General features: G+C 72.0%; 12 protein-coding genes. 6 read left to right on the top strand and 6 right to left on the bottom strand.

Annotated features, from left to right (window positions below):
* Positions 1-79: 79 nt before the first annotated feature.
* Both AC2H6A_RS04170 and AC2H6A_RS04165 read left to right on the top strand, forming a co-directional pair.
* Entirely contained in the window at positions 80-1657 is a 1578-nt protein-coding gene (locus AC2H6A_RS04170; RefSeq protein ID WP_484271877.1) for an AMP-binding protein, read from the top strand.
* Positions 1658-1680: 23 nt separating this feature from the next.
* A complete protein-coding gene (locus AC2H6A_RS04165) occupies positions 1681-1992 on the top strand; it encodes a putative quinol monooxygenase (protein WP_484271876.1) in 312 nt (103 codons plus the stop codon).
* A gap of 52 nt (positions 1993-2044) precedes the next feature.
* On the opposite strand, the gene AC2H6A_RS04160 is transcribed toward AC2H6A_RS04165, so the two are convergent.
* Positions 2045-2851, bottom strand: coding sequence for a symmetrical bis(5'-nucleosyl)-tetraphosphatase (locus AC2H6A_RS04160; protein ID WP_484271893.1), 807 nt, complete (start codon positions 2849-2851; stop codon positions 2045-2047).
* Between the two features lie 135 nt (positions 2852-2986).
* Here AC2H6A_RS04160 and waaC point away from each other — a divergent pair, with 135 nt between their 5' ends.
* Positions 2987-3949, top strand: a complete 963-nt coding sequence (gene waaC, locus AC2H6A_RS04155) for a lipopolysaccharide heptosyltransferase I (RefSeq protein ID WP_484271875.1) — start codon at positions 2987-2989, stop codon at positions 3947-3949.
* Between the two features lie 29 nt (positions 3950-3978).
* Positions 3979-5286 carry a lipid IV(A) 3-deoxy-D-manno-octulosonic acid transferase gene (waaA, locus tag AC2H6A_RS04150; protein WP_484271874.1) on the top strand — a complete coding sequence of 436 codons (1308 nt, stop codon included), beginning with the start codon at positions 3979-3981 and terminating at the stop codon, positions 5284-5286.
* Positions 5287-5376: 90 nt separating this feature from the next.
* On the opposite strand, the gene AC2H6A_RS04145 is transcribed toward waaA, so the two are convergent.
* The 5 genes from AC2H6A_RS04145 to AC2H6A_RS04125 all read right to left on the bottom strand — a co-directional run bounded on the left by AC2H6A_RS04145 (position 5377) and on the right by AC2H6A_RS04125 (position 12241).
* Positions 5377-6804 carry a TolC family outer membrane protein gene (locus AC2H6A_RS04145; protein WP_484271873.1) on the bottom strand — a complete coding sequence of 476 codons (1428 nt, stop codon included), beginning with the start codon at positions 6802-6804 and terminating at the stop codon, positions 5377-5379.
* A gap of 7 nt (positions 6805-6811) precedes the next feature.
* On the bottom strand, positions 6812-7129 hold the full coding sequence (locus AC2H6A_RS04140) for a rhodanese-like domain-containing protein (protein WP_484271872.1): 318 nt from the start codon (positions 7127-7129) through the stop codon (positions 6812-6814).
* Entirely contained in the window at positions 7129-7794 is a 666-nt protein-coding gene (locus tag AC2H6A_RS04135) for a protein-L-isoaspartate O-methyltransferase family protein (protein ID WP_484271871.1), read from the bottom strand. The genes AC2H6A_RS04140 and AC2H6A_RS04135 overlap by 1 nt, the downstream gene beginning before the upstream one ends.
* A gap of 67 nt (positions 7795-7861) precedes the next feature.
* Positions 7862-10993: an efflux RND transporter permease subunit gene (locus AC2H6A_RS04130; protein ID WP_484271870.1), complete on the bottom strand. Its 3132-nt coding sequence runs from the start codon at positions 10991-10993 to the stop codon at positions 7862-7864.
* 45 nt (positions 10994-11038) lie between these two features.
* Complete coding sequence (locus tag AC2H6A_RS04125; RefSeq protein ID WP_484271869.1) at positions 11039-12241, bottom strand: efflux RND transporter periplasmic adaptor subunit; 1203 nt, start codon at positions 12239-12241, stop codon at positions 11039-11041.
* A gap of 191 nt (positions 12242-12432) precedes the next feature.
* On the opposite strand from AC2H6A_RS04125, the gene AC2H6A_RS04120 reads away from it, so the two are divergent.
* Together AC2H6A_RS04120 and AC2H6A_RS04115 are read left to right on the top strand one after the other, a co-directional pair.
* On the top strand, positions 12433-12735 hold the full coding sequence (locus AC2H6A_RS04120) for a YkgJ family cysteine cluster protein (protein ID WP_484271868.1): 303 nt from the start codon (positions 12433-12435) through the stop codon (positions 12733-12735).
* A 111-nt stretch (positions 12736-12846) separates the two neighbouring features.
* A complete protein-coding gene (locus tag AC2H6A_RS04115; RefSeq protein WP_484271867.1) occupies positions 12847-14109 on the top strand; it encodes a glycosyltransferase family 2 protein in 1263 nt (420 codons plus the stop codon).
* The last annotated feature ends 177 nt before the right edge of the window (positions 14110-14286 follow it).

The raw sequence follows: 14286 nt of genomic DNA, 5'->3' as shown, positions 1-14286 counted from the left end.
TGCCGCTGCCGCATTCAGTTCGCCGCCTCGACTCCGCCTCACCGACTCCGCCGCCTCTTCGCTGCCATCCCGCACCGCCATGAATCCCGTCCATCCCCAGCTCCACGACGCCTGCAGCATGGGCGACCTGGTCGTGCGCGCCATCCAGCGCGGCGGCGACCGGGTGGCCTTCATCCTCGATGACCAGTCGATCACCTACCGCGAGTTCGGCGTGCTGCTCGGCCGCTTCATCCGCGCCCTGGCCGAGCGCGGCGTGCGCAAGGGCGATGCCATCGCCGCGCTCTCGTCGAACCGGCCGGAGGCCTTCATGGCCTCGGCCGCCGCTTATGTGATGGGCCTGCGGATCACCTGGATGCACCCGCTCGGCTCCGAGGACGATCATGCCTATCTGCTGGAAGACTCGGGCGTGACCACGCTGCTGGTCGACCCGCCGATGTTCGGCGAGCGCGCTCACCGGCTGCGGGCCCGGCTGCCCGGCCTGCAGCGCATCTTCGGCCTGGGTCCCAACGACTTCGGCGAGGACATCCTCGCCGCCGCGCAGGCCGGCCCGGCCGCGCCGCTCGAGCCGCAGGCCGGCACCGACGACATCTGCGTGCTGATCTACACCGGTGGCACCACCGGCCGGCCCAAGGGCGTGATCCACACCCACCGGGTGCAGGTGGCCATGGTCATGGCCGAGCTCGCCGAGTGGGACTGGCCGCGCGAGGTGCGCATGCTGGCCATGACGCCGATCACCCATGCTGCGGGCGCGATGATCCTGGCGGTGATGATGCGCTCGGGCACCTTCGTGATGAGCAAGGGCTTCGAGGCGCAGCGCTTCCTCGACCTGGTCGCGCGCCACCGCATCACCTGCACCTTCCTCGTGCCCACCATGGTCTATGTGCTGCTCGACCACCCCGGTCTGCGCGAGGCCGACATCCGCAGCCTGGAGCTGATCATCTACGGCGCCTCGCCCATGTCGCCGGCGCGCCTCACCGAGGCCATGACCGTCTTCGGCCCGGTGTTCATGCAGCTCTATGCGCAGTCGGAGGCGCCCAACACCGTCACCGTGCTGCGTCAGCAGGACCACGACCCCGAGCGTTTCCCGCACCGCCTGGCCTCATGCGGGCGGCCGATCGCCAACAGCCAGGTGAAGCTGCTCGACGACGAGGGGCGCGAAGTGCCGGTGGGCGAGGTTGGCGAGATCTGCGTGCGCGGCCCGCTGGTGATGCAGGGCTACTGGAACAAGCCCGAGGAGAGCGCGCGGGCGCTGCGCCACGGCTGGCTCTACACCGGCGATCTCGCCCGACGCGACGCCGACGGCTTCATCTACATCGTCGACCGCAGCAAGGACATGATCATCAGCGGCGGCTTCAATGTGTACCCCCGCGAGGTCGAGGACGCGCTCACCGCCGATCCTGCGGTGGCCAGCGCCGCGGTCATCGGCGTGCCCGACCCGAAGTGGGGCGAGGCGGTCAAGGCGCTGGTGGTGCTCAAGCCCGGCGCCCAGGTCAGCGCCGAGGCGCTGATCGCGCGGGTTCGCGAGGCCAAGGGCGCGGTGCAGGCGCCCAAGAGCATCGAGTTCGTCGATGCCCTGCCGGTCACCGGGCTGGGCAAGCTCGACAAGAAGGCCATTCGCGCGCGCTACTGGGACGGCCAGCAGCGCGCGGTCCACTGATGCATCGCCAACGGGAGAGCCCCATGGTCAATGTCCTCGCCATCATCACCACCCAACCCGGCCTGCGCGACACCGTGCTCGAGGCCTTTCGCGCCAACATGCCGGCGGTGCATGCCGAGGACGGCTGCATCGAGTACGCCCCGGCCATCGACGCGCAGGGCCTGTCGGCCCACCACACCGCCCTCGGGCCCGACACCTTCGTGGTGATCGAGAAGTGGGCCAGCATGGATGCGCTGCGCGCCCATGCCGCCGCGCCGCACATGGCCGCTTATGCCGCCCGCACCCGCGAGCACATCCTGAGCCGGGTGATCCATGTGCTGAGTCCGGCGGCCTGATCCGGCGGGTCAGCTGCCCGAGTCGGCAGGCCACCCGGCTGCTCCGCGGCAGTCAGCAGGCCACCTGCCAGATCCGCCGCTGCGCGGGGTCGGCGGCGAGCTGCACCGCCGACAGCGCCCGGCCCCACACGCAGCCGGTGTCCAGGGCGAGCAGGCCGGGCAGCTGCATCAGCCCGAGCTGCGACCAGTGGCCGAACACCACGGTGACATCGGCGGTGCGCCGCCCGGGTGCCCGGAACCAGGGCAGATGGCCGGGCGGGGCCGCGTCGGCGGCATCCTTGGTGGCGAATTCCATGTCGCCGGCGGGTGTGCAGAAGCGAAGGCGGGTGAGGGCGTTCACCACCACCCGCAACCGGTCGGGGCCCTGCAGCGTGTCGTCCCAGGCGGCGGGCTGGTTGCCGTACATGGTGGCCAGGAAGGCGCCGGGATCGGGCCCGCCCAGATGGGCCTGCACTTCGGCGGCGAGCGCCACGGTCCGGGCCGCGTCCCAGGCCGGCAGCACGCCGGCGTGGACCAGCAGGTGGCCATGCGCCCAGTGCGCGAGCGGCTGGGTGCGCAGCCAGTGCAGCAGCGCCTCGCGGTCGGGGGCGGCAAGGATCTCGTCCAGGGTATCGCTGCGGTGCGCGGGCCGGATGCCCCAGGCCACCGCGAGCAGGTGCAGGTCGTGGTTGCCGAGCACGGTGATGGCCCGCTCGCCGAGCGAGCGCACGAAGCGCAGGGTCTCCAACGACGCCGGGCCACGGTTGACCAGATCGCCGCAGAACCAGAGCGGCGCGTCGGGGGCTTCGCGCTCGACCCGGTCGAGGAGCCGGCGCAGGCTGGGCAGGCAGCCCTGCAGATCGCCGATCACCACCGGCATGGCCTGCGGCGCAGGCTCTCGAGGCGCGGCAGGGGCGGGTGTGATGGCGGGGCGGTGCGCGGCTGGCGCGGCGGGGGGCGAAGGCATGGTGGCCGCAAGCATAGCCAATCGACGCGGGCCGCTACACTGCGCGGCGTGCGCATCGCGATCGTCAAATCCAGCTCGATGGGCGATGTCGTCCACGCCCTGCCGGTGGTGACCGACCTGGTCGCCGCCCACCCCGGCATCGAGATCGACTGGGTGGTCGAGGAGGCCTTCGCCGATCTGCCCCGCCTGCATCCGGCGGTGGCCGAGGTGGTGCCGGTGGCGGTGCGCCGCTGGCGCCGGACGCCCTTGGCGCCGGCGGTGCGCGCCGAGGTGGCGGCCGTGCGCGAACGCCTGCGCGGGCGCAACTACCGGCTGGTGCTCGACCTGCAGGGCCTGGTCAAGAGCGCCTGGCTCAGCCGCCTCGCGGGCGCGCCGGTGGCGGGCTTCGATCGGTCCAGCGCACGCGAGCCGCTCGCCTGCCTGGCCTATCGGCACCGGTACCGGGTGCCGCTGCGTCTGCATGCCATCGAGCGGCTGCGCCAACTGGCCGGCCAGGCACTGGGTCATCCCGTGACCGGCCTGCCGCGCTTCGGGCTGCGCGCGCCGGCGCTGCCCATTCCCGGCCTGCCGCCGGCGCCGTTCGCGGTGTTCCTGCACGCCACCTCGCGGTCGGCCAAGCAGTGGCCTGACCCGCACTGGGAGACGCTCGGACGGTCCCTGGGCGAGCAGGGCCTGCGTGTGGTGCTGCCCTGGGGCAGCGAACCCGAGCGTGCGCGGGCGGCGGTGCTGGCTGCTGCGATCGGCGGGCACGCCCGGGTCGCGCCGCGGCTGAGCCTGGCGCAGTGTGCCGCGCTGCTGGCAGATGCCCGGCTGGCGGTCGGCGTGGACACCGGGCTCACCCATCTGTCGGCTGCGCTCGACACGCCCACCGCGGCGCTCTTCGCGGCCACACCGGCCTGGCGTTTCGGACCCTTCTGGACCGGGCGGGCCGTCTCGCTCGGGCAGGACGGGGTCTGGCCATCGGCGGCGCAGGTGCTGGCGGCGCTGGCCGGGCTGGAGGCTCTGAGGTGAGCGCACGCTCTCTTTCCTGGTCAGAGCGGATGAGCCTCGGCTTATACGGCCTTGCCTGGCGCCTGGGCTCGCCCTTGGCCGCCGCCTACCTGCTCTGGCGATCGCGCGCCCAGCCCGAGTACCGACAGCACTGGGCGGAGCGCTGGGCGCTCGGGCCGGTGAATCCTGCCCCGGTGGATGCCAACCCCGCGCTGATCTGGATCCACGCCGTGTCGGTGGGCGAGACCCGCGCCGCCCAGCCCCTGATCGATGCCCTGCTCGGCGCCGATCCCGCCCGGCACATCCTCCTCACCCACATGACCCCCACCGGCCGGGCCACCGGCGAGGAGCTCTTCGCGCGGCGCTGGGCCGGCCGTCTGCAGCAGTGCTACCTGCCGTACGACACCCCTGGTGCCACCGCCCGTTTCCTCGCCCGCTGGCGGCCGTCACTCGGGCTGCTCATGGAAACCGAGCTGTGGCCAGGCCTGTGCGCGCAGGCCGCGGCGCGCGGCCTGCCGCTGGTACTGGTCAATGCCCGGCTGTCGGAGCGCTCGCTCGCCCGTGGCCTGCGCTGGCGGCGGCTCCTCGGCCCGGCCCTGGCCAGCCTGGCCGCGGTGCTGGCCCAGACCCCGGCGGACGCCGCCCGACTGGCGCGACTTGGCCGGCACGATGCGCCGGTGCTCGGCAATCTCAAGTTCGATGTGGCGCCATCGGCCGAGCGGGCGGCGCTTGGCCGGCATTGGCGACAGACCTGCGGCGAGCGGCCGCGGGTGTTGTGCGCCAGCACTCGCGAGGGCGAGGAAGCGCTGCTGCTGGCGGCATGGCAGCGCGCACTCGCCGCCTGGCCGGCCGAACCCTCTTCAGCCCGCCCCCAGCTGCTGCTGGTGCCGCGCCATCCGCAGCGCTTCGAGGCCGTGGCGCGCGAGATCCCCCAGGCCGGCTTTCGGCTGGCGCGTCGCTCGGGCGGGGTCTGGCCCGACGCGCACGCGGATGTGCTGCTCGGTGACTCGATGGGCGAGATGGCCGCCTACCACGCGATGGCCGATGTCGCCATCATCGGCGGTTCCTTGCTGCCTTTCGGTGGGCAGAACCTGATCGAGGCCTGCGCGCTCGGGGTGCCGGTGGTGGTCGGTCCGCATACCCGCAATTTCGAGCAGGCGGCCGAGGAGGCGGTGATGGCGGGCGCTGCCAGCCGGGTTGCCGATGCCGGCCAGGCGGTGGATCGGGCACTCGCGCTGGTCGGCGATGCGGCCGCGCGCGCGGCCATGGGCGATGCCGGTGAGCGTTTCTGGCAGACGCATCGTGGCGCGACACAGCGCACCCTGGCTGCGCTGGTGATCTGGCTGAGGCCGTCGTGAGCGAGGGCTGCCGGCGCGTGCCTGCGCCAGCCCTGGCCTGGCTGGCGCGGCCGGCAGGCCGACGCCAGTCGGGCAGCCGAGCGGACCCGATCAGCGCGGCCGCGGTGCGACCGGCGTGACCTGAGCCCCTGCCGCGCCGGTGGCGGCTGCACCGGGGGGCGGCGTGGTGGCGGGCGCGGGTGGCGGTTCGGTCGGATCGCCCGTGGGCGTCTGCATCAGGGCTGCCAGCGCCTGCAGGTCGGCATCGGACAGCGTTGCAGCGGCCGACTTCAGCCGCAGCCCGTTCATCAGGACATCGTAGCGGGCCTTGGCGAGGTCGCGCTGGGTGTTGAAGACCTGCTGCTGGGCGTTGAGCACATCGATGTTGATGCGCACGCCCACCTGATAGCCGAGCAGGTTGCTGTCGAGCGCGAGCTGGCTGGACTTCTCAGCCGCCTGCAGGGCCTGCACCTGCGCCAGACCGCTGCGCACACCCAGGAAGGCCTGGCGGGCCGACTGCTCGACCTGTCGGCGGGTGTTCTCGAGGTCGGCTTCGGCCTTGTCGCGCAGCTGCGTCGCCTCGCGCACCCGGGCATCGATCAGACCGCCGTTGTAAAGGGGGATGCTCAGCTGCAGGCCGACCGAGCCGGAGGCGCTGTTCACGCCGATGAACGCGGCCGTCGCATTGCGCGCATAGCCCACCGAACCGACCGCGTCGAGCGTGGGCCGGTGAGCAAGGCGTTGCCGCTCGATCTCGCGCCGGGCCACCTCGACGGCCACCCGGGACTGCTGCACCTGCAGGCTGTTCTGCCGCGCGTTCTCGGTCCAGCGGGATTCGTCTTCGGGTTGCGGCGGGCTGAGCGCCACACCCGGCCGCAGGACCTGCAGGGCGCTGACCGGCTTGCCCACCAGCTGCGCGAGCGCGGCGCGGCGTACGCTCAGGTCGTTCAGGGCGGCGTACTCCTGCGCCACCGCGAGGTCGAAGCGCGACTGCGCCTCCTGCTGATCGGTGATGGTGGCGGTGCCGACCTCGAAGTTGCGCTTCGCCGAGGCGAGCTGCTCGCTGATCGCACGCTTCTGGGCGCGGATGGTGGCCACACTGTCCTGCGCTGCGAGCACGTCGAAGTAGGCCTGGCTCACCCGCACGATCAGATCGAGCTGGGTCTGTGCCACCTGCGCCTCGGCGGCGGCCACCTGCAGCTTGCTCTGCTCGAAGGCCTCGACGTTCTGCAGCCGGTACAAGGGCTGGCTCAGGCTGATCTGGTAGTTCTGGGTGTTGAATTCACGCCGCGGCGCGAGGTTGGTATCGACCACCTGCCGGCTGAGGGCGCCGTTGCCGGTGACCGTGGGCAGCAGGGCGGCGCGGGCCTGGGGCACACGCTCGCGGACCGCGGCCAGTTGCGCGCGGCTGCTCGCCACCACCGTGTCGTTGGCCAGCGCCTCCTTGTAGGCCTGGGCGATGTCGAGCATCTGCGCCCCCGCTGGCGCGCAGGCCAGGGCGAGCGCGGTGACCGTCACGGTGGGCAGCAGGGATCTCATGGCGTCCTCAGTAGGTGGGAACCGCGGGGTCTATCGTGCGCGACCAGGCGTCGATGCCGCCGGTGAGGTTGCACACCCCCGCCACCTGCTGCCGTTCGAGGAACAGGCCGACCTGGGCGCTGCGCATGCCGTGGTGGCACAGGCACACCACCGGCCGGTCCGCCGGCAGCTCGCCGAACCGTGCCGGGATCTCGCGCATGGGGATGTGCACACTGCCCGGCAGGCTGGCGATGGCCACCTCCCAGGGCTCGCGCACGTCGAGCACCACCGGCGCATCGGGCTGCGCGAGCCAGGCGGCGAGTTCCGTGACGGAGATCTCGCGCATCAGAAGGCGAAGCGCGCGGGTTGCGGGAAGCCTTGCAGCGGCCGCACCTGGGTGTCGAACAGCGGCTCGCAGGTGAAGGCGTTCTCGGCGGTGCGGGTGTGCATGACCGCGGTCCTGGAGGGGGCAGTGCCGACGATGGCGGTGAGCCGGCCACCGGGGGCGAGCCGCTGCAGCAGGTTCTCGGGCACGAAGGGCACGGCGCCCGAGAGCACGATGACATCGAATCGATCGGTGCCCGGGGGCTGCGCGCCGTTGAAGGTCTCGACCGCGACATTGCGGATGCCGGCGCGCTGCAGGTTGGTCTGCCCGAAGGCCGCCAGCCCGGCATGGATGTCGGTGGTGAGCACCCGCCGGGCGCGGTGGGCGAGCAGCGCCGCCATGAAGCCCGAGCCGGTGCCCACCTCGAGGACATGCTCATGGCGTCGCACCGTCAGGGACTGCATCAACCGGGCCTCGACCCGCGGCGGAAACAGGCACTCGCCGGTGGGCTTGCCGTCGAGGACGAGCGGCACTTCCATGTCGGTGAAGGCCATGGCCCGCCAGGCCGGCGGCACGAAATCCTCGCGCCGCAGCACGCTGAACAGGTCGAGCACATCCTGATCGAGCACATCCCAGGGGCGGATCTGCTGTTCGATCATGTTGAAGCGGGCGCGTTCGAAATCCATGGGAAGGCGATCCGTGCGGGGAGGGGGAGCTGACGATTCTAGCAAGCCGGCCGTGATTGTCCGGGGCTCAGGAGGCCGATCCGTCGGCCCCGGCCTGGGGCGGCGGGTTGCGCCCGCGGCGGCGGCCGAGCCAGCCACCGAGATCATCGAGCAGCGTGTAGAGCACCGGCACCACCAGCAGCGTGAGCAGGGTGGAGGCGATCACGCCGCCGATCACGGCATGGCCCATGGGCGCCCGCTGCTCCGAGCCCTCGCCGGTGCCCATGGCCAGGGGCAGCATCCCGAACACCATCGCGAGCGTGGTCATGAGGATGGGCCGCAGACGGATCTCGGCCGCCGAGAGCAGCGCCTGGGCGCGCTCCACCCCGCGGGCGCGGGCCTGGTTGGCGAAGTCGACGAGGAGGATGGCATTCTTGGTCACGAGGCCCATCAGCATGATGAAGCCGATCATCGAGAACATGTTGAGCGTGCTGCGCCAGGCCAGCAATGCGGCCACCACGCCGATCAGGGCGAGCGGCAGCGAGGCCATGATCGCGAGCGGTTGCAGGAAGCTGCCGAACTGCGAGGCCAGGATCATGTAGATGAAGATCACCGCGAGCAGCAGCGCCTGGGCGGCGAAGCCGAAGCTCTCGGTCATGTCGCGGGTGGCGCCGCCGGTGACGAAGCGGTAACCCGGCGGCAGGCTGATGCCGGCCATGCGCTCGGCCACCTGCTGGCCCACCGTACCCGAGGCTGCGCCCTGCACATTGGCGCTGAGCAGGATCTCCCGGGAGAGATCCTTGCGGTTGATCTGCGTGGGGCCGGTGCCGCTCACGAACGCGGCCACCTGACGCAGCGCGATCATGCGCGGGCTGCCATCGGCCTCGGTCTGCGCGGAGGCGACCGTGAGGCGTTCCAGGTCGGTCACCGCCACGCGGTCGGCGCGCGGCAGCCTGACCTTCACATCGTAGTTCTCGTCATCCGGCGCCCGCCAGGTGCTGGCCGACTCGCCGGCGAGCAGCGGGCGCAGCACCCCGGCCACCTGGCTCACGCCCAGCCCGAGGTCAGAGGCGAGCGCGCGGTTGACCTCGACCGAGATGGTGGGCTTGGACGGCTTGGAGGAGGACTCGAGGTCGACGATGCCGGGCACGGTCTGCATCGCGGCCAGGGCCTGCGCGGCCAGACGCTCGAGTTCGGCCATGTCGGGCCCCTGGATGCTCACCTGCACCGGCTTGCCCGAGCCGACCGAGCTGAGCGTGCCGACATCGGTGATGGTCAGGCCGGGGATGCGCGCCAGCCGCTCGCGCACCGGCTGGCGCATCTGCTGGACCGACATCGGGCGGCGGGCGCGCTCGGTGAGCTTGCCGAAGAGCGTGGCGTAGTTGCGGCCCTGGATGGCGCCGGTGTTGATGGTGGCGTAGGTGAAGAGCACGCCGTCGAACTCGCGCAGCGCCGCCTCGGCCTGACGCACCTTGTCCTGGGTGAGCGCGAGCGACGAGCCCACCGGCGTGTGGAAGCGGATGTAGATCTCGTTGTTGTCGGCCTGCGGCACGAACTCCTTGCCGATCCCGCCCATCAGCGGGAAGGCCGCCAGGAAGGTGAGCAGCGCGATCAGGCTGGCCAGCCAGCGGCGGCGCAGGCCCCAGCGCAGCAGCCCCACATAGCCGCGCTCCAGCCCCGCCATGAGCGCCTGGAACCGGCGCAGCACCCAGGCCACCGGCCCGCGCCCGCGCGCGCCGTGGGCGTCGGGGTCGTGCCACACCGACGAGAGCATGGGGTCGAGGGTGAACGACACCAGCATCGACAGCAGCACGGCGAAGGCCACCGTGACGCCGAACTGCTTGAAGAAGCGGCCGATGATGCCGCCCATGAAGCCGATCGGCAGGAACACCGCCACGATGGTGAAGGTGGTGGCGGCCACCGCCAGGCCGATCTCGGCCGTGCCGTCGAACGCGGCCTGCTTGTGCGGCTTGCCCATGGCCTGGTGACGCACGATGTTCTCGCGCACCACGATCGCGTCGTCGATCAGCAGACCCACGCAGATCGACAGCGCGAGCAGGGTGACCATGTTGATCGAGAAGCCCATCGCGTACATCACCAGGAAGGTGCCGATCAGCGAGATCGGCAGCGTGAGTCCGGTGATCACCGTGGAGCGCCACGACGACAGGAACAGGAACACGATCGCCACGGTGAGCAGCGCGCCTTCCACGATGTTGCGCTGAACCCCGGCCACCGAGTTGCGGATCGGCGTGGATGCGTCGCGGACCACGGTGGTGCGCACATCGGGCGGCAGCTGCGCCTCGAGCTGCTGCAGGGTGCGCCGCACCCCGTTGACCACCTCGATGGTGTTCTCGTTGGTGGCCTTGACGATGTCGATCGCGATCGCGCGCTCGCCGTCGACGAACGCGGCGTTCTCGGGCTCCTCCTCGCCGTCGATCACGCGCGCCACCTGCGAGAGGTACACCGGCTGGCCGCCGCGGCGCGCGACCACGATCCGCTCGAAGTCGGCCGGGCTGCGCAGCCGGGCGCGGATCTGCACCACCTGATCGCGGTCACGGCTGGTGAGCGTGCCCGCGGGCAGTTCCTGGTTGTCGGCGCGCAGGGCGGCCAGCACCTGGTCGATGCCCACCCGCAGGGACTCCATCTCGGCCGGGCGCAGCGCGATCTGGATCTCGCGGCGCACACCACCCACCACGGTCACGCGGCCCACGCCACGCACATTCTCCAGACGCCGCTTGATCACCTGCTCGGTGAGCGTGGTGAGTTCGCGCGGACCGCGCTGCGGCGAGCGCACCGCCACCGAGACCACCGGGTCGTCGTCGGGATTGACGCGGGTGACCAGCGACTCCTTGACCTCACGGCGCAGCGCCGGTCGCACCAGTGCGATCTTCTCGCGCACATCCTGGGCGGCCACCACCGGGTCGACGGCCAGGTCGAATCGCACGATGACCAGCGACACGCCCTCGTAGGAGCGCGAGGACAGCTCGTACACCCCGCTGATGGTGTTGACCTGTTCTTCCAGGCGGCGGGTGACCTCGGACTCGACCACCTCGGGCGAGGCGCCGGGGTACTCGGTCTGCACCACCACCACCGGGAAGGCGACGTCCGGGAACTGCTCCACCGGCAGCCGCTTGTACGAGAACAGGCCCAGCACCACGAAGGCCACCATCATCATGGTGGCGAACACCGGGTGGTTGATCGAGACGCGGGTGAACCACATGGCGGCTGGACCTGGGCGCCGGTGGACCGGGCGGCGCGGCGCGCGTCAGCGCGCCGGCAGTTCCCGCACGGACGAGCCCGTCCGCAGGGTGCCGAGGTTGACCGCGACGATCCGATCGCCGGCTGCGAGTCCGCTGCGCACTTCCACCACGCCGGCCCCGCCGCGGGCGTCGCGGGCGGATTCATCGCGCAGTCCCGGCGTGACGTCCTTCTCGACCAGCCTGCCGTCCTGGACCGCGTAGACGAAGCTGCGGCCGGCGCGCTCGCGCACGGCCGAGAGCGGGACGGTGATCACCCCGGTGCGGGTCTCGAGCGCGAGCGATCCCTGGGCGAACAGGCCCACCCGCAGTCGCTCGCCGCGGTTGTCGATGCCGATGTAGACCGGCACCGAGCGCGTGCCGGTGCTGGTGGACGGGCCGATGCGCAGGATGCGCCCGGACTGCTCCCCGCTCACCCCTTCCACCTGCAGCGACACTGCCTGACCGATGCGCACCGCGCCGAGTTCGCTGGCGGGCACCGGCGCCTCGATCTCGAGCTGGCCGAGGTCGATCAGGCTGAGGATGCGGACATCGGGTGACACCTTCTCGCCGGGCTGCACGAAGCGCTCGGCCACCACGCCGGCCATCGGGGCGAGCACCGCGGTGTCGGCCAGTGCCTTGCGGGCCACGGCGAGCTGGGCCTGCGCGGCATCGCGGGCACCGGCAGCGGCGTCGAGTGCCGATCGGGCGTTGTCGAGCGCGCTGGGGGAGATGAAACCGCGCTCGATCAGCTGGCGGTTGCGGGCGAGCGTGCTCTCGGCCTGCTCCACCTGCGCCTGGGCGCTGCGCAGCTGCGCCTCGCGCTCCTTGACCCGCGATTCGAACTCGGTGGGGTCCACGCGGGCAATGGTCTGGCCGGCGCTGACCGACTCGCCTTCGCGCACCAGCAGCTCGCGCAGCTCGCCGGCCGCCTTGGCGCGCACCAGGCCCTGACGGACCGCCCGCAGGCTGCCGGTGATCGGGATGCTGCGGGTGATGCTGCCCGGCGCGAGCGTGAGCAGGTCGGTGGCCGCGAACTCCAGGGCAGCGGCCGGGGCAGGGTTGGCGGCGTTGCCGACCGTTGGCGCTGCGGCCGCCGCTGCGGCGGCGCTCGGCGTCGCCGTGCCCTCGGGGCCTGTCGCAACCGTCTTCGGTGCCCGGCCGAACTGCCACCAGGCCGCTACCGCCAGGGCCGCAGCGAGCACCGTGATGAGCAGGGTACGGGTCTTCATGGTGTGGGCAACCGGGATGGCCGGGCGGCGACGCAATGCCGCCGGGGCGAAGTGGACGGCCCGCGCAGCATGGGCCAGGTGTGCTCGAGGAAGCCGCGCATTCTAGGGTGGGGGTGCGGGAGGGTCAAACCGGGGTGGACGAGGCCGTGGACGAGGTCGTGGACAGAGGGCGGCTTGCTAGACTGCCGGCCATGTTCGTCCCGACCGTCGCGCCGGCCTGTCGCCCGGGGTGTGGTGCCTGCTGCATCGCGCCCTCGATCAGCAGCCCGATCCCCGGCATGCCCCGCGGCAAGGCCGCCGGCCAGCGCTGCGTTCAGCTCACGGCCGATCTGCGCTGCGCGCTCTTCGGCCTCCCGGAGCGCCCGCGCTGCTGTGCCGGGCTGATGCCCTCCACCGCGATGTGCGGCGACTCGCCGGCGCAGGCCCTGGCCTGGCTGACGCAGCTCGAACTTCTGACCGCGCCGTCCGGCACCGTGGCCGCGCCGTCCGGCTGAGTGGGGCAGAGAAAGCGCCGTGTCCTGGCTCAGCATCCCGCCATGCCCATGTCCGGGTCTGCGCCCATCATGTCCTTTGCCGACGCCGTCCTGCCGCCGGACGGGTTCGCCATGAGCCCTGCCGCCGTCCCCCAGTCGTCCCCGCCCACGGCGGCCGTGCACCAGCCTGCACGGGTCCAGCCCCTGCTTTCCGTGGTGATGCCCTGTCTGAACGAAGAGCGCACCGTGGCCATCTGCGTGGGCAAGGCCATGGCCTTCTTCGCCCGCACCGGCATCGCAGGCGAGGTGGTCATTGCCGACAACGGCTCGCGCGACGCCTCCATGGCGCTGGCCACCGCCGCCGGCGCCCGGGTGGTGCGCGTGAGCGAGCGCGGCTACGGTGCGGCGCTGATGGGGGGCATCCTCGCCGCCCGCGGTCGCTGGGTGGTGATGGGCGATGCCGACGACAGCTATGACTTCGGCGCGCTCGACGGTTTCGTCGAGCAGCTCGCCGCGGGCGCGCAGCTGGTCATGGGCAACCGCTTCGCCGGGGGGATCGCCGAGGGCGCGATGCCGCCGCTGCATCGCTACCTGGGCAACCCGGTGCTGTCCTTCATCGGACGGTTGCTGTTCCGCAGCCCGATCGGCGACTTCCACTGCGGGCTGCGGGCCTTCGACCGCGAGGCGGTCCTGGGGCTGGGTCTGTCCTCGCCCGGCATGGAGTTCGCCAGCGAGATGGTGATGCGGGCCACGCTGGCCGGCCTGCGGGTGGCCGAGGTGCCCACCACCCTGGCGCGTGACGGACGCGACCGCCCGCCCCATCTGCGCAGCTGGCGCGACGGCTGGCGGCACCTGCGGCTGCTGCTGATGTTCAGCCCGCGCTGGCTGCTGCTCTATCCCGGCCTGGCCCTGTTCGGCCTGGGGGCCTTGCTCTCGGTCCTGCTCACCATCGCCCCGATCCGCCTCGGACCGGTCGGCTTCGACATCCAGACCCTGCTCTACACCGCCACCGCGTCGGTGCTCGGCCTGCAGATGTGCCTGCTCGCGGTGCTCACCAAGGCGGCAGGCGTGCATGCCGGCCACCTGCCGGCCAGTCCGGGTTTTGCCTGGCTGATGCGGATCTACACCCTCGAACGGGGCATCCTGCTCGGGCTCACGCTCGTGGCCTGCGGGCTGGCTGGCGTGCTTTCCTCGGTGTGGGTCTGGACCGACGCCGGTCTGGCGGCCCTCGACCCGTCGCGCGCCATGCGCGTGACCATCCCGGCGGTGACGCTGCTGCTGGCCGGCAGCGAGTGCATCTTCGGGTCCTTCGTGCTGAGCTTCATCACCCAGCCGCGGGCCCGCCTGCGCACCCGGCCGGTCACTGCGGCCGCGGCCCCTGACGAGCCGCGCTGAGCGCGCGCGTCCTGCACCCGATGTCTGCGCGGCGCCTGCCCGCGACCGCGCTGGCCTGCCTGCTGGCGCTGGCGGCCACCATCGCCTGGCGGCTGCTCGAAGGGCCGAGCTGGAGCTGGGACCGGGGCCACTATCACGCCTACGCCGGCTACGCCTGGGCCGAGGGACTGGTCGGTC

The sequence above is a fragment of the Quisquiliibacterium sp. genome, from assembly GCF_982640115.1.
Note: the sequence above shows the minus strand (reverse complement) of the source record. Positions and strands in the feature narration are given on the sequence as shown.